Source organism: Streptomyces sp. NPDC033136, from assembly GCF_055578235.1.
In genome coordinates, this window is sequence record NZ_JBVIPD010000019.1 from 109709 (window position 1) to 125473 (window position 15765).

Consider the following 15765-nt stretch of genomic DNA (forward strand, 5'->3'; position numbering starts at 1 on the left):
AGGGCTCCGCGTGCGGCGGCCGCGGTGGGTGCTCTCGCCCCCGCCGCGGCACCTGACGGTGCCGCGCGGCACTGCCGCAGCACCGCCGGAACGCGCCCGGAGCGTCGTGTCCGATTTCCGCCAGCGGCCCGCCCGCCGCCGACGGAGACTGGACCCGTGACAGACCACGAGACGGACGAGGACACCAGGTACGAGGCCGTGCGCAGCCGCGACGCCCGGTTCGACGGGGTGTTCTTCTTCGCCGTCGAGACGACCGGCATCTACTGTCGGCCGAGCTGCCCGGCGGTCACCCCGAAGCGGGCCAACGTACGGTTCTTCGCCACAGCCGCCGCCGCACAGGGCTCGGGCTTCCGGGCCTGCCGGCGGTGCCGCCCCGACGCCGTGCCCGGCTCCGCCGAGTGGAACGTCCGCGCGGACGTGGTGGGCCGCGCCGTACGGCTCATCGCCGACGGCGTGGTCGACCGGGAGGGCGTCGCGGGCCTCGCCGAACGCCTCGGCTACAGCGCGCGGCAGGTGCAGCGGCAGCTCACCGCCGAACTCGGCGCCGGGCCGGTGGCCCTCGCCCGGGCCCAGCGGGCGCACACCGCGCGCGTCCTGGTCCAGACGACCGCGCTGCCGATCACCGAGATCGCCTTCGCGTCGGGCTTCGCCAGCGTGCGGCAGTTCAACGACACGATCCGGGCCGTGTACGCGTCGACCCCGAGCGAGCTGCGCGCCGCCGCACCGCGAAACGGCCGGGGCCGCCGTACGGCCACCCCGGACGCAGGCATCCCGCTCCGCCTCGCCCACCGCGGCCCCTACCGGGCCGGACCCGTCTTCGACCTGCTGGAACGCGAGGCCGTGCCCGGCATCGAGGAGGTGAGCGGCCCGTCCGGGGCACGCACCTACCGGCGCACGCTCCGCCTGCCGTACGGCACCGGCATCGTCGCCGTCGACGAGCGCCCCGGCACCACGCGGACCGGGCCCGGCGCCCATCCGGGCGGCTGGCTGAACGCCCGGCTGCACCTCACCGACCTTCGCGACCTGACCACCGCCGTACAGCGGCTGCGGCGGCTGTTCGACCTCGACGCCGACCCCTACGCCGTCGACGAGCGCCTCGGCGCCGACCCGCGGCTCGCCCCCCTGGTCGCCGCCCGGCCCGGACTGCGCTCGCCGGGCACCGCCGACCCGGAGGAACTCGCGGTCCGCGCGCTGGTCGGCCGGACGGAGGCGGAGCGGCTCGTACAGCGCTACGGCAAGGCCCTCGACGCCCCCTGCGGCGGCCTCACCCACCTCTTCCCCGAGCCCGCCGTCCTCGCCGGGGCCGAACCCGGCGGCACCCTCGGCGCGCTCACCGCCGCCCTCGCCGATGACGCCGTACGCCTCGACCCCGGCGCCGACCGCGACGACGCGCAGGACGCCCTGCGGGCCGTGCCCGGGCTGGACGCCCGTACCGCCGCCCGGATCCGCACCCGTGCCCTCGGCGACCCGGACGTGGCCCCGCCCGGGCTCGACGTCCCCGACAGCTGGCGCCCCTGGCGCTCGTACGCCCTGAACCACCTGCGCGCAGCAGGGGAGTGGGAGCTCCGATGACCTACCCGACCCACCCGACTTCCCCGTCCCGTCCGACCTGCCCGATCTACTGGACGAGCGTGACCAGCCCCCTCGGGCCGCTGCTCCTCACCGCCGGCCCGGCGGGCGAGCTGACCTCCCTGTCCGTGCCCGGTCAGAAGGGCGGACGCGAGGTGCGGGACGACTGGCGGCGGGACCCCGGGCCCTTCCGGGAGGCGGAGGAGCAGCTCGCGGCCTACTTCGCCGGAGAGCTGAAGGAGTTCCGCCTGGCGTGGCGCGCCGAGGGCACCGCCTTCCGGGAGAAGGTCTGGGCCGCGCTGGACGGCATTCCCTACGGCTCGACCGTGACCTACGGGGAGATCGCCACGCGCATCGGGGCGCCCAGGGCCGCCGTACGGGCCGTGGGCGGTGCCATCGGGGCCAATCCGCTGCTGGTGGTCCGGCCCTGTCACCGGGTGATCGGGGCGGGCGGTGCGCTGACGGGCTATGCGGGGGGCCTGGAGCGCAAGGTGCGGCTGCTGACGCACGAGGCTGTGCTGCGCCCCTGAGGGCTCACCCCCAGAAGACCGCGCCCACCCAGGCCGCCGCGATCAGCTGGCAGGTGAACAGTTCGGCCAGGATGCTGGAGCCGCCCGAGCGCATGACCGTGCGCAGGGCGGCGACCGCGTCCTTGTGGCGACCGAGACGGAGGCGTTCGTGGAGGTAGACGCCGGCCAGGAAACCGGGGATCGCACCGAGCACGGGGACGAGGACGAAGCCGAGGACGGAACCGGCTCCGGCGTGGGCCAGCATCCGGCGGCCGGCGCTGTCCGCGCGCAGCCGCCGGGGCGGCAGCGTCCAGCGCACGGCCTGGGAGACGAGCAGCAGGACCGTGGCGCCCACCAGCACCCACCACGCGACGGGCTGCGGATCCTGCAGCGCCCACCACAGGACCGCGGCCCAGACCAGCCACGACCCGGGCATCGCGGGCAGCAGCACTCCGCACAGACCGAGCAGGATGACCAGCCCGACCAGCAGGAGATCCCACGCTCCCATCTGACCAGACTGCCGGAAGCCGGGAGAAGGCGCAGGTCAGGAGCGTGACCGTGGCCCAGACCCGCAGGTCAGCCGTTTTCGGCCCGCTGGGTGCCCCGTATCGCATGACCGTTCTACGACTCACTCGACGTGCCGTTCAGGGCGGTGCGGCGGGCCGGTTTTTTCCACAAGCCCCGTTTTCATCCGGCTCGTGCGGTGGACAATCAGGGGCATGAGCCAACAGGGGGGAAGGCCCACCGGTCACGAGGACGACTGGTGGAGGCAGTTGTACGAGGACTCCACCGACGACACGGGCCCCACACCGGCGCCGGATTCCCTGGACGACCGCTTCGCCTCGGCAGCGGGAGCGGTGCGCGGCGAGGCGGGTGACCGGCCGGTGGTGCCGCTGCCCCGGGCCGGGGCGGACGACCTGCCCGACTCGCCACGCCCGGCCACTCCGGATCCCCAGCGCGCTCCCTGGGAGCCGCCGCCGTCCCGGCCGACGGGGCCGGTGACGTTCCCGACCACGGCGAAACCGCCGGGAGGCGCCGAGCAGCCATCCACGAGTGGCGCGGCCCCACCCACCGGGCCCCGCACGCGCCCGGAGCGCCAGGGCGAGCCCCCCGCACCGACGATCCCCGCCGCGCGCACGCCCGCCGCCCCACCGCCGCCGCCAGCACCCCCGTCCTGGCCGGGCCCCGAGGACCGCACCGCTACGGCGGCCGACCGGCCAGGGGCCCCCACACCTCCGGCGACCGCCGCCGAGCCGGGCGGGGGCGCGTTCCCCGGGAGCGCGTCGAGTCCCGGAAGCCCAGCGCATCCCGGGCCGGGCGACGAGCCCGGCGGGGACGCGTTCTCCGGCGCGGAGCCGGGCGGGGGAATGTCCGCCGCGGCCGAGCCGAGCAGGGGTGCGTCGCCCGTCGCCGAGCCCGGCGGGTCGGAGTTTCCCGCCTCGGCCGATCCGCCGTCCGTGCCTCCGCCTCCCACCAGCCCCCCAGCCGTCCCAGCCGACCAGCCCGGCCCCCGGATCGAGCGCCCGGCGCAGCCCCCCGCGCCGCGTGGCCACGTCGGGTCCCGGCCGCCCACCTACGACGCCGAACCCACGGCTCTCCCGGCCGCCGATCCCGACGAGCTGGACGATCTCGTCGCGGACACCGTGCTGGACGGGGCCCGGTACGGGGCCTGTACGTTGCGGGCCGTGTCCGTGCGCGGGGACTCCGCCCGGTACCGGGGTGAGCCGCGGCGGGACTCGTTGCTCACCGCGCGGTTCGGGGTGGGCGAGCACGCGCTGCTGCTCGTGGCGATGGCGACCGGGGCCCGGGCCACGCCGGGGGCGCATCGGGCCGCCGCCGAGGCCTGTCACTGGATCGGCCGGGCCGTGGGACGCAGCCATGCGCGGCTGGCCGAGGACATAAGGGGCGGCCGGCGCGGCGACCTCAAGTCCGGCCTGCACCGCCTCACCGACCGCAGCCTCGGCAAGCTCCGCGCCAGCGCCGGCGAACAGGGCCTTGACCCGCGGGAGTACGCGGCCAGCCTGCGCTGCCTGCTGCTGTCCGCCGATCCCGGGTGCCGTACGCGCGTGTTCTTCGGCGTCGGGCCCGGCGGACTGTTCCGGCTGCGGGAGGGCGAGTGGCAGGACCTCGAACCACAGGTCACCGAGGTCACGGGCGAACCCGTCGTGGGCTTCGGGTCGCCGCCGTCCGAGACCCCCGAGGGCGACCGGCTCACCATGGACCTGGGCATCCCGACCCCGCCCAGCCCCTACGAACCGGCCCCGGAGCCGCCCCGGGAGCCCTTTCGGTTCCGCACCTCCGTCGCCCGCCCGGGTGACACGCTCCTCATGTGCAGCGGCGGCCTCGCCGAGCCCCTGCGCGGCGAGCCCGAACTGGGCGAGTACCTCGCCGAGCGGTGGTCCCGGCCCGAACCGCCCGGCCTCGCCGCGTTCCTCGCCGACTCGCAGGTACGGGTCAAGGGTTATGCGGACGACCGTACGGCCGCCGCGGTGTGGGAGGCGTGACCGCGACCGGTGTGACATGACGGAACCCGGAGGGATCCCAGGAGACCGAAGGGGCAGCCTGTCCGGGACCCGGGAGGGACCGTCGTACTTCGGCCAATCTCACCGGAGGGCCGGGCGCGGGAGCCAGCCGCCCCGGCCCTTCGTCGCGTACGCACGGAACGGCAGCCGGCCGTCGGCACATCGTCCGATCTCCAGCGGTCACGATCCGCCCGGGGCCACGGGCCCGCTACTCTCTTGTCTCCCTCCCCGCCACCGCCGCACTGCTCGGCGGCCCGCCGCCCGGCCCGGCCGGGCCGTTCCCGTGGCCGAACACCCGGTCGTTGACGATTCGACATGACTGCCGCGTGCCCGGTGGGGCATGGATCCCCGTGAACGCGTTCGAGTAGGAGGGGAACCGACATCGGCGCACGGGCGGGGGTCATGGAGAGGCAGGCACGAGGAGGCGGTCCCACAGCGGTAGGGGCCCTCTCGGTGAAGACGGCGCAGGACACGGCAGACGACGTCACGGAGCGGGCGACGGGGCCTCAGCTGAGGCGCAGACTCGGGCGGGCGGACCTGCGGGCCGTGCCGGAAGCCCGCAGGGCCCTGCGGGAGTTGCTCGGGCAGTGGGGGAAGCCCGGACGATCGGATCTGCCGGACATAGCGGAACTGCTCACCAGCGAACTCGTCACCAACGCGATCGTCCACACCGACCACGACGCGGTCCTGACCGCCACGGTCGGGCCTCGTGGACTGCGGGTGGAAGTACGGGACTTCGTGGCCCGCAGACCCCGCCTGCGCGTACCGGTCGCCGACGACGGGACCAACGGCAGGGGCCTGTTCCTGGTGCAGTCCCTCGCGGACGCCTGGGGGGTGTGCCCGCACGGCGTGGGCAAGGCGGTCTGGTTCGAGCTGGAGGCCGGGGCGGCGTGAACGCCGAAGGGGCGCGGCCCGCGGGCCACGCCCCCTCGCTGTACGGCCCGGTCAGCCGAACTGCTGCTCCAGGTCCTTGAGCTTGCGCTCCAGGGAGTCCAGGCGCGGCAGCGCCATGGTGTCGTCCTCCGCGGTGAGGTCGACGGTCACCGGGTCAGCCCCTTTGCGGGCCGGCTGAAGGGAGGGACGCGAGCGGACGGGCAGTGGCTCCGGCCCGGATATGGCAGGCTCCGCGGAGGCCTGCGAGGAGCCGCGCTCCACCTGCACCTCCAGCGGCCGGCCGCCACCGCGGCCGAAGTGGCCGCGGTGACCGCGGCTGATCGCCTTGAGCTGGGCGCGCTCCACGCGCTGCTGGTCGCGCCGGCGCTGACGCGCCTCGTCTTTCTTGCGCTTGTCGTCGCGCACCTCGTCGACCGCCTCGTCGAGGCTGCGCACACCCTCCAGCAGCATCAGCGACCAGGCCCGGTACGTCTCCCGCGGGGCGCGCACCCAGCGCACGATACGGATCTGCGGCAGCGGGCGCGGCACCAGGCCCTGCTCGCGCAGGGCGGCCCGGCGGGTCTGCTTCAGCGCGCGGTCGAACAGCACCGCCGCCGAGAGGGACATGCCCGCGAAGAAGTGGGGGGCGCCCGCGTGGCCGACGCCCCTGGGCGCGTGCACCCAGTTGAACCAGGCCGCGGCGAAGGCGAACGTCCAGACCAGTATCCGGGAACCGAGCGCCGCGTCACCGTGGCTGGCCTCGCGCACCGCGAGGACCGAGCAGAACATCGCCGCGCCGTCCAGGCCGAACGGGACGAGGTACTGCCAGCCGTCGGTCAGGCCGAGGTTCTGCTCGCCGAAGCCGACCAGGCCGTGAAAGGAGAGCGCGGCGGCGACGGCCGCGCAGCAGAACAGAAGAACATAGGAGACGGTGCCGTAGACGGCCTCCTTGCGTCTGCGGCGTTCCTCGCTGCGCTCCCAGGAATCGTCCGCGCTCGTGTCCTTGACCGAGGAGCGCTTGCCGCGCGCGAGCACCGCCACCGCCGCCAGCATGCCCAGGAGAAGCACGGCGCCCGGAAGCAGCCAGTTCAGCGATATGTCGGTCAGTCTCATGTGGGTGGTCCCTTGCATGGGGATAGGGCGTATCGCCCGCCATAGTGGCCCAATCCCACCGCCCCTCAGGGGGTTTCGGGGCAAGAGGCCGCCAAGGAAGTGCAAGGGGATGCCCAGGGCGGCGTTCTGCTCGAACTGCCGCTTGAGGGGCGGGAGTTGAGTTCGAACAAGACTACCCGTACGAGTGGTTCTCCGGAAAGTTCCCGTGAGGGGTGAGGGAGTTGTGAATCGACTGTGGGCGTGAGGATGCCCGTCCCGCGATGATCTTACGGGACGGCGGGGGTGGCGACATTCGACGGAGTGTCAACTGGCCGTGGCCAGCAGCTTGGTGACCCGGTCCGCGTCGCAGGTGCGGGGGCAGGTGGCGCAGGTGTCCTCGGGGCGCAGGGTGTAGAACATGCAGCAGCTCGCGCGGTCCCGGGTGCGCAGCGGCTCGCCGGCGGGGCCGGTCAGCTCCCGGAACGCCGCCGTGCCCACGTACGGCTTGGTCGCGCCCGGCAGGAGCAGCTCCAGTTCGCGCATCGCGCGTCGCTCCTCGATGTCGCCGAGCAACTGGGCCGTGTACCACAGCCCTTCGACGATCTCGTCCGTCGCCATACCCCACAGGGCCCGGCCGCGACGCCGCATCCGGGGGCCGAAACCGGCCAGTACCGGCTCGAGGTGCCCGGCGACCGCCGACCGCACCTCGGCCCGCAGTGCCTCCTCGTCGGGGACGACCCGGGCGCCGGGCAGCCCGGCCGCCTCGTCGCCGGGCAGGCAGGCGAAGCCCGCGGGGCGGACGGCCAGGTGTCCGACGGGACGGCCGGGGGCGGTGCGGTCGTACGCGACGTGCGTCACGGGGTAACGGGGGACCCTGCGCTGCAGGAACCACGGCACGGTGATCAGGAGGCAGGCGGGCCAGGAGTAGCGGTGCAGGCCGAAGCTGGCCACGACGTCGGGGCGTGCCCGCTGGTCGTAGTCCCGCTGGATCTGGGCCTCGTCCCAGGCCAGGTATGCGTCGAGGGCGGGGCCGGCCGCGGCGAGGCCGGCGGCCGTGACCCAGCCGCCGCCCCGGGGCATCTCGTCCTCGGGCTCCAGTTCGGTGACGGCGAGCCCCGGGAGGACCTCGGCCAGGCGGGCGTAGGCGCCGGAGACGGCCGAGCGGGGCGTGGGCATGTGATCACCGATCCGTCTGGGTCGAACGAACTTAGAAGGTAAGGCTTACCTTACCGAAGATCGCCGGAAATTGAACTGGGATTTGAACTGGGGGCCGGGGCGCTTATGGTCTTGACGGGTGAGTAACAACCCGCCGCAATGACCTCAAGTACCGATACGTCCGTACGTCCGGAGGAGGACCCGTGAAGCAGGGCGCGCAGGGCTCCGCCGGGACGGGGGGTCCGCGGGCGGGCCCGGGGCAGGCCGCGCGGGTGCCGCGGCAGGCCGCGAGCGTGAGCGGGGCCGGGGCGGCGGAGGCCGTGCGGGGTGAGCACACGCACAGTGAGCCGCCCGCGCCGGGTGCCCCGCGGGTCCGGCCTGTCGTCCGGCGGGCGTCGGTGCGGGGGCAGATCGTGGACGCGTTGCGGGCCGCGCTGGTGGCGGGGGATCTCCGGCCGGGGGAGGTGTACTCGGCGCCGGTGCTGGGAGAGCGGTTCGGGGTGTCCGCGACGCCCGTGCGGGAGGCCATGCAGCAGCTGGCGCTAGAGGGTGCCGTCGAGGTCGTGCCGAACCGTGGGTTCCGGGTGGTCGAGCGGGGACAGCGGGAGCTGGCGGAGCTGGCCGAGGTGCGGGCGCTGATCGAGGTGCCGGTGATGCTGCGGCTGGCCCGGACGGTGCCGGCGGAGCGCTGGGCCGAGCTGCGTCCCCTGGCGGAGGGGACGGTCCGTGCGGCGTCCTCCGGCTGCCGGGCGACGTACGCGGAGTCCGACCGGGGGTTCCATCGGGCCGTGCTGGCCCTGTCCGGGAACGAGCAGCTGGTCCAGATCGCGGAGGACCTGCACCGGAGGGCGCAGTGGCCGCTGGCCGGGGGCGGGCCGGGGGTGCGGGGGCGTGCGGATCTGGTGGCCGACGCGCATGAGCACGCGGCGTTGCTGGACGCGTTGATCGCCCGGGATCTGGATGTGGTGCGGGCGCTGGTGGGCGAGCACTTCGCGGGGGCGGTGGCTGCGGGCTGAGTGTGGGTGGGCCGCGCACCCACCCGGTCTCAGCCCCGGCGCCGAGCGCCTCGCGACGCTCGGTTGCGCAACGCTCCGGCAGAGCGCCGAGCGCCTCGTACCGGAGTCAAGCCGTCGCCGCCGGTGGTACGGGGGCCAACTGCCGGGCCAGCCACGTCGGTACGCCCCCGAGCAGGCGGAACAACCGCCGGGCCTCATCCCGCAGCCGGGACGCCTCCGGTTCCGTCTCCGTGTCGGCCAGGGACACCAGCGCGGGGGCCGTGCCCACCAGGTAGCCCAGTTCCTCCCGGATCCGCAACGACTCCGCGAAACCGTGCCGCGCCTCCGCCAACTCCCCGTCCCGCAGAGCGAGTCCGGCCAGGTGCCGCCAGGTGAAGGAGAGCAGCAGCGGGTCGGCATGGGCCGTCGCGCCCGCGTGAGCGCGCCGGTACGCGGCACGCGCCGCCTGGGGGGCACTGGTCAGGTTCTCCGCCAGGAGCCCGCGCCGGAAGTCCAGCAGGGCCCGCCCGGGAGCCCCCGGAGCGATCAGCGCCGCCGCCCTGCCCAGCGCGGCCCGCGCCTCGTCGGCCCGGTCCCGGACGGCGAGCAGGGTCGCCGCGTAGGCCAAGTACCCGCGTTCACAAGCTGCCGCGCCCCGCTCGTCGTCGCTGTGGGCCAGCGCCTCGGCCGTGCGCAGCGCGTCCTCGGCCTCCTCCCAGCCCTGTTCGGTGTACAGACACCGTTCCACCAGCAACGACGCGCGTTGCAGCGCCGCCGCCGGGGTGGCAGGCAGCAGCAGCAGCGCGGCTGCGTCGGCCCAGCACCCGCGGGAGCGCAGCCGCCATACCGCGGTCTGGAGGGGATCGTCACCGGCGGTCGTTCCGTTACCAGACATGGCGGAATGCGCCACGTTGCCCTCCCCGAGCACGCCATCGAGCTGTTGAGTGGTGGCGGCATCTCAGCACGAATCGGCGGGCCGGGCCAAGAGGGTGGGTGAAGGATTTCACAAAGTCGTGGGATTGAGGGGCGCGCGGGGTTCGGGCCGGGACACCTCTTCCCTCAGCTCATCCGCAGTGCCAGGAAGAAGTCCAGCTTGTCCTCCAGCCGTGACAGGTCACGGCTCGTCAACTGCTCGATACGTCCGACCCGGTAGCGCAGCGTGTTGACGTGCAGGTGCAGACGGGTGGCGCAGCGGGTCCAGGAGCCGTCGCAGTCCAGGAAGGCTTCCAGGGTGGGGATCAGTTCCGCGCGGTGGCGGCGGTCGTAGTCGCGCAGGGGGTCCAGGAGGCGGGCGGTGAAGGCCCGGCGGACGTCGTCCGGGACGAAGGGGAGCAGCAGGACGTGGGACGCCAGTTCCTGGTGCCCTGCCGCGCAGACCCGGCCCGGGCGGGCCGCGGCCACCCGGCGGGCGTGGCGGGCCTCCTCCAGCGCGCCGCGCAGGCCCTCCGCCGAGTGGACGGCCGCGCTGACGCCGAGGGTGAGACGGCCGTCGCCGTCGAGGCCCGCCGTGAGGGGGGCCCGTACCGACTCCAGCAGGGCGTCCGCGAGGATGCCGGTCTCCGCGTCGTCGTGCTCCGCCGAGACGGCGGGGAGGGGGACCAGGGCGATGGCCTCGTCGCCCGTGTGGGCCACGGCGATGCGGTCGGAGTGCTCCGGGCCGGCGGTCGAGGGGTCGACGAGGATCTCCTCCAGCAGGGCTTGTGCCACCGGGCCGGCCTCGATCTCCTGGTCGTCCCAGTCGACGCGGGCCACGACCACCTGCCAGTGTGGCGCGGTGCCCATGCCGGGCAGCAGGACCGGGGCGGCCACCCGCAGGCGGGCGGCGATCTCGCCGGGTGCCGCGCCCGTCTGGACCAGTTCCAGGACCTCCTGGGCGAGGCGGCGGCGGACCGTACGGGCCGCGTCGCGGCGGTCGCGCTCGACCGCGATCAGCTGGGTGACGCCGTGCAGCAGGTCCAGGCGCTCCTCGGCCCAGTCCCCGGCGTCCGCCTCGACGGCCAGCACCCAGTCCGACAGGACGCCCTCCCGGACGTCCCGGGCGGTCTGCGGCGAGCGGCCCGTCGAGCGCACCGGGACCAGGGAGTACGTGGTGGCGCCCAGGATGACGCGGTGGGGGCCGCGGCGGCCCGTGCGGGTGGCGGTGAGGTGTTCGCCCGCGAGCCGTGCGCACGCCTCGGCCGGCAGGGCCGGGCCCGCCGCCTTCGAGCCGGCGATCAGGCGGCCGGTGGGGGAGAGGACCCAGGCCCGCAGGTCCAGGTCCGAGCCGAGCAGGTCCAGGACCACGTCCGGGCCGCCGCCCGCCGGGCCCGAGGTCATCATCCGGCGGTGGCGGTCGACGACCGCCGCGAGGTCTCCGGCGCGCTCGCCGGAGACCTGCCGGACGACGTGCTCGGTGATCGTCGCGAACGCCACCGACTCGTGCACCGCGAAGAGGGGGAGGTGGTGGCGGGCGCAGGCCGCGACCAGGTCCTCGGGCACGTCACCGAGCTCGGCCTCGCCCGCGGCGAGGGCCGCCACCCCGGCCTGCACCAGGATCCGGACGAACGGCTCCGAGTCGGCGGCGTCGTGGCGCCAGGCCAGACCCGTGAGCACCAGTTCGCCGCCCGAGAGGTAGCGGCTCGGGTCGCGCAGGTCGGTGGTCATCACACCCCGCACGGTGCGGTCCAGCTCGTCCTCGCCGCCGAGCAGCTTGAGGCCCAGCGCGTCCGTGTCCAGCAGTGCGCGCAGCCGCATTCTCGTCGCCGCCGTTCTTTGTCTCGAAATCAATGGTGGATCTTGGTGGGGTGCCGGGGGACCACCCGTTCGGCGGGGTGGGGAGCCGGGCTTCAGGTCACCCGGACCGTGTCCCTGCTGTGTCCCAGGTCACGCGGCCGAGTCGCGCGTTTCCACAGGAGAACGAGGAGGTTTCGGATGGCCTCCGTTCATACGAATCTACAAGATGCCCGTCGTGGCCAGCCAACTCCTTCATGGTTTCCGTGACTGACTCGCCGGAGCACGGCGCTGTGTACTGGGACCACAACGCGTGAACAGCACATGAACGAGCCGGGACCGCCGCACACGGATTGGCTCAATCTGAACGCCCCACGAGAAGACGAAGAAGAGAGCCGGTCATGGACTTCCTTCGCCCCGCCAGCTGGGAGGAGGCGCTCGCCGCGAAAGCGGAGCACCCCACCGCTGTGCCGATTGCGGGTGGCACCGACGTGATGGTCGAGATCAACTTCGACCACCGACGGCCCGAGTACCTCCTCGACCTGAACCGCATCGGCGACCTCTCCGAGTGGGAGGTGGGCGAGGAGAGCGTGCGGCTGGGTGCCTCCGTGCCCTACACGAAGATCATGGAGAACCTGCGCTCCGAACTGCCGGGCCTCGCCCTCGCCTCGCACACGGTCGCCTCCCCGCAGATCCGCAACCGCGGCGGCGTCGGCGGCAACCTCGGCACCGCCTCCCCGGCCGGCGACGCCCACCCCGCCCTGCTCGCCGCGGGCGCCGAGGTGGAGGCCGAGTCGGTGCGCGGGTCGCGGCGCATCCCGATCGACGCGTTCTACACGGGCGTGAAGCGCAACGCGCTGGAGCCCGACGAGCTGATCCGGGCCGTGCACGTGAAGAAGGCCGACGGGCCACAGCAGTTCTCCAAGGTGGGGACCCGGAACGCCATGGTCATCGCCGTGTGCGCCTTCGGGCTGGCGCTGCACCCCGGGACACGGACCGTGCGGACCGGCATCGGTTCGGCCGCCCCGACCCCCGTCCGGGCCAGGACAGCCGAGGAGTTCCTGAACGCCGCGCTGGAGGAGGGCGGCTTCTGGGACAACGGGAAGATCGTCACCCCGTCGGTCGCCAAGCAGTTCGCGGACCTGTGCTCCGCAGCCTGCAACCCGATCGACGACGTCCGGGGCACCGCGAGCTACCGCCGCCACGCGGTCGGCGTCATGGCCCGCCGCACGCTGACCTGGACCTGGGAGTCCTACCGCGACGCCGGCCGCATCGCTCATCGAAAGGGAGGCGCCGCGTAATGCGCGTCAACTTCACGGTCAATGGCCGTCCGCAGGAAGCCGACGACGTGTGGGAGGGCGAGTCCCTGCTGTACGTGCTGAGGGAGCGGCTCGGCCTGCCGGGCTCGAAGAACGCCTGTGAGCAGGGCGAGTGCGGCTCGTGCACGGTCCGGCTGGACGGTGTGCCGGTGTGCTCGTGCCTGGTTGCCGCCGGACAGGTGGAGGGCCGCGAGGTCGTCACCGTCGAGGGCCTCGCCGACTACGCCAAGCAGCGCTCCGAGGGCGGCTGGGCGAGCGGCGCGTGCGGTCCGACGCTGCAGGACGCCCAGCGGTGGCAGCCCGAGGGCAGCGACTCGCACACCGGCGAGGGCACCGAACTCTCCCCGATCCAGCAGGCGTTCATCGACGCCGGCGCCGTCCAGTGCGGCTTCTGCACCCCCGGGCTGCTGGTCGCCGCCGACGAGATGCTGGAGCGCAACCCGACTCCGAGCGACGCGGACATCCGCGAGGCCCTGTCGGGCAACCTCTGCCGCTGCACCGGCTACGAGAAGATCATGGACGCGGTCCGCCTGGCGGCCGCCCGGCAGGGAGAGGCGGTCTGATCATGGCTTCTCCCAGCGGAACCCCCACGAAGATCACCCAGGGCTCCCGGACCAGGGGCGGCATCGGCGAGTCCACGCTCCGCCCCGACGGCACCCTCAAGGTCACCGGCGAGTTCGCGTACTCGTCCGACATGTGGCACGAGGACATGCTGTGGGGGCAGATCCTCCGCTCGACCGTCGCGCACGCCGAGATCGTGTCCATCGACACGAGCGAGGCCCTGGCCATGCCGGGCGTCCACGCCGTCCTGACGTACGACGACCTGCCCACCGACGTGAAGAACTACGGCCTGGAGATCCAGGACACCCCGGTCCTCGCCCACGGCAAGGTCCGCCACCACGGCGAGCCGGTCGCGATCGTCGCCGCCGACCACCCGGAGACCGCGCGCCGGGCCGCCGCGAAGATCAAGGTGGAGTACAGGGAACTGCCAGTCATCACCGACGAGGCCTCCGCCACCGCCCCGGACGCGATCCTCGTCCACGAGAACCGCGACGACCTCCCCCAAGGGCCTCCGACGAGCTCCGGTCCAGGGGGTACCCCCATCTGCGGCCATGTCCCGCACCCCAACATCCTCCACCGCCAGCCGATCGTCCGCGGCGACGTGGTGGCGGCCCGCGAGCGTGCCGACGTCATCGTCGAGGGCGAGTACACCTTCGGCATGCAGGACCAGGCCTTCCTGGGCCCCGAGTCCGGCCTCGCCGTGCCGGAGGACGACGGCGGCGTCCACCTCTACATCGCCACCCAGTGGCTGCACAGCGACCTGCGCCAGATCGCGCCCGTGCTCGGCCTGCCCGAGGACAAGGTGCGGATGACGCTGTCCGGCGTCGGCGGCGCGTTCGGCGGCCGCGAGGACCTGTCGATGCAGATCCACGCCTGCCTGCTGGCGCTGCGCACCGGCAAGCCTGTCAAGATCGTCTACAACCGGTTCGAGTCCTTCTTCGGGCACGTCCACCGCCACCCCGCGAAGCTCCACTACGAGCACGGCGCCACGCGTGACGGCAAACTCACCCACCTGAAGTGCCGCATCGTCCTGGACGGCGGCGCCTACGCCTCGGCCTCGCCCGCGGTCGTCGGCAACGCCTCCTCCCTGTCCGTCGGCCCGTACGTGGTCGACGACGTGGACATCGAGGCCATCGCCCTCTACACCAACAACCCGCCCTGCGGCGCCATGCGCGGCTTCGGCGCGGTCCAGGCGTGCTTCGCCTACGAGGCGCAGATGGACAAGCTCGCCGCGAAGCTCGGCATGGACCCCGTGGAGTTCCGCCGGCTCAACGCCATGGAACAGGGGACGATCATGCCGACGGGCCAGCCCGTCGACTCCCCGGCCCCGGTCGCCGAACTGCTGCGCCGCGTCAAGGCGATGCCGATGCCGCCGGAGCGCCAGTGGGAGTCCAGCGAGGGCGCCGACGTACGGCAACTGCCGGGCGGCCTGTCCAACACCACACACGGCGAAGGCGTCGTCCGCGGGGTCGGCTACGCGGTCGGCATCAAGAACGTGGGCTTCTCCGAGGGGTTCGACGACTACTCGACCGCGAAGGTCCGCATGGAGGTCGTGGGCGGCGAGCCCGTCGCCACCGTGCACACGGCCATGGCGGAGGTCGGCCAGGGCGGTGTCACCGTCCACGCGCAGATCGCCCGTACCGAGCTGGGCGTCACGCGGGTGACCATCAACCCGGCCGACACCCAGGTGGGCAGCGCCGGTTCGACGTCGGCCTCGCGGCAGACGTACGTCACCGGTGGCGCGGTGAAGAACTCCTGCGAGCTGGTCCGCGAGAAGGTCCTGGAGATCGGCCGCCGCAAGTTCGGGTCGTACCACCCGGCCTGGGCGACCGCCGAGCTGCTCCTGGAGGGCGGCAAGGTCGTCACCGACGGCGGCGAGGCCCTCGCCGACCTGGCCGACGTCCTGGACGGCGAGGCCGTCGAGGTCGAGGCGGAGTGGCGGCACCGGCCGACCGAGCCCTTCGACCTGCGCACCGGGCAGGGCAACGGGCACGTGCAGTACTCCTTCGCGGCCCACCGTGCCGTCGTCGAGGTCGACACCGAGCTGGGCCTGGTGAAGGTCATCGAGCTGGCCTGCGCCCAGGACGTCGGCAAGGCCCTCAACCCGCTGTCCGTGCTCGGCCAGATCCAGGGCGGCACGACACAGGGCCTGGGCGTGGCCGTCATGGAGGAGATCGTCGTCGACCCGAAGACGGCGAAGGTCAAGAACCCCTCCTTCACGGACTACCTCATCCCCACGATCCTCGACACGCCGACCATCCCCGTCGACGTGCTCGAACTCGCCGACGACCACGCGCCGTACGGGCTGCGCGGCGTCGGCGAGGCCCCCACCCTGTCGTCGACCCCGGCCGTCCTCGCGGCGATCCGGGACGCGACGGGGCTGGAGCTGAACCGGACGCCGGTACGGCCGGAACACCTCACCGGTACGTGACCCTCCGGGGGGCTGAACCGATGAGTCACC

General features: G+C 73.7%; 13 protein-coding genes. 8 read left to right on the forward strand and 5 right to left on the reverse strand.

Translation table 11 applies throughout. From position 1 onward, the window contains the following. The first annotated feature begins 156 nt into the window (after nt 1-156). A complete protein-coding gene (locus ACZ5TL_RS29025; protein ID WP_468593478.1) occupies nt 157-1572 on the forward strand; it encodes a DNA-3-methyladenine glycosylase 2 family protein in 1416 nt (471 codons plus the stop codon). Further along, complete coding sequence (locus tag ACZ5TL_RS29030; RefSeq protein ID WP_468593480.1) at nt 1569-2099, forward strand: methylated-DNA--[protein]-cysteine S-methyltransferase; 531 nt, start codon at nt 1569-1571, stop codon at nt 2097-2099. The genes ACZ5TL_RS29025 and ACZ5TL_RS29030 overlap by 4 nt, the downstream gene beginning before the upstream one ends. Nucleotides 2100-2103: 4 nt before the next feature. On the opposite strand, the gene ACZ5TL_RS29035 is transcribed toward ACZ5TL_RS29030, so the two are convergent. Then, nucleotides 2104-2586 (reverse strand): DUF456 domain-containing protein, encoded by a 483-nt coding sequence (locus ACZ5TL_RS29035; protein ID WP_468593481.1) that lies wholly within the window; start codon nt 2584-2586, stop codon nt 2104-2106. A gap of 211 nt (nt 2587-2797) precedes the next feature. Between ACZ5TL_RS29035 and ACZ5TL_RS29040 the strand changes: the two genes are divergently transcribed. Together ACZ5TL_RS29040 and ACZ5TL_RS29045 are read left to right on the forward strand one after the other, a co-directional pair. Beyond that, on the forward strand, nt 2798-4582 hold the full coding sequence (locus ACZ5TL_RS29040; protein ID WP_468593483.1) for a protein phosphatase 2C domain-containing protein: 1785 nt from the start codon (nt 2798-2800) through the stop codon (nt 4580-4582). Between the two features lie 420 nt (nt 4583-5002). Further along, nucleotides 5003-5494, forward strand: a complete 492-nt coding sequence (locus ACZ5TL_RS29045; RefSeq protein ID WP_468593484.1) for an ATP-binding protein — start codon at nt 5003-5005, stop codon at nt 5492-5494. 51 nt (nt 5495-5545) lie between these two features. Here the strand turns inward: ACZ5TL_RS29045 and ACZ5TL_RS29050 are convergent, their stop codons facing one another. Further along, nucleotides 5546-6586 carry a DUF2637 domain-containing protein gene (locus tag ACZ5TL_RS29050; protein WP_468593486.1) on the reverse strand — a complete coding sequence of 347 codons (1041 nt, stop codon included), beginning with the start codon at nt 6584-6586 and terminating at the stop codon, nt 5546-5548. Nucleotides 6587-6889: 303 nt separating this feature from the next. Further along, nucleotides 6890-7741, reverse strand: coding sequence for a (2Fe-2S)-binding protein (locus ACZ5TL_RS29055; protein WP_468593487.1), 852 nt, complete (start codon nt 7739-7741; stop codon nt 6890-6892). 182 nt (nt 7742-7923) lie between these two features. Here ACZ5TL_RS29055 and ACZ5TL_RS29060 point away from each other — a divergent pair, with 182 nt between their 5' ends. Next, entirely contained in the window at nt 7924-8736 is an 813-nt protein-coding gene (locus tag ACZ5TL_RS29060; RefSeq protein ID WP_468593488.1) for a GntR family transcriptional regulator, read from the forward strand. Nucleotides 8737-8842: 106 nt separating this feature from the next. Here ACZ5TL_RS29060 and ACZ5TL_RS29065 read toward each other — a convergent pair whose 3' ends face one another. Together ACZ5TL_RS29065 and ACZ5TL_RS29070 are read right to left on the reverse strand one after the other, a co-directional pair. Next, nucleotides 8843-9625: a hypothetical protein gene (locus ACZ5TL_RS29065; RefSeq protein ID WP_468593489.1), complete on the reverse strand. Its 783-nt coding sequence runs from the start codon at nt 9623-9625 to the stop codon at nt 8843-8845. Between the two features lie 149 nt (nt 9626-9774). Further along, nucleotides 9775-11448, reverse strand: a complete 1674-nt coding sequence (locus ACZ5TL_RS29070; RefSeq protein WP_468593490.1) for a PucR family transcriptional regulator — start codon at nt 11446-11448, stop codon at nt 9775-9777. Nucleotides 11449-11825: 377 nt separating this feature from the next. On the opposite strand from ACZ5TL_RS29070, the gene ACZ5TL_RS29075 reads away from it, so the two are divergent. From ACZ5TL_RS29075 to ACZ5TL_RS29085, 3 genes are read left to right on the forward strand one after another with little or no spacing between them, the layout of a single operon-like run. Next, nucleotides 11826-12725: an FAD binding domain-containing protein gene (locus ACZ5TL_RS29075; protein WP_468593491.1), complete on the forward strand. Its 900-nt coding sequence runs from the start codon at nt 11826-11828 to the stop codon at nt 12723-12725. Then, nucleotides 12725-13306: a (2Fe-2S)-binding protein gene (locus ACZ5TL_RS29080; protein WP_468593492.1), complete on the forward strand. Its 582-nt coding sequence runs from the start codon at nt 12725-12727 to the stop codon at nt 13304-13306. Before ACZ5TL_RS29075 ends, ACZ5TL_RS29080 begins: the two co-directional genes overlap by 1 nt. Nucleotides 13307-13308: 2 nt before the next feature. Next, a complete protein-coding gene (locus ACZ5TL_RS29085; protein WP_468593493.1) occupies nt 13309-15735 on the forward strand; it encodes a xanthine dehydrogenase family protein molybdopterin-binding subunit in 2427 nt (808 codons plus the stop codon). Nucleotides 15736-15765: the final 30 nt, after the last annotated feature.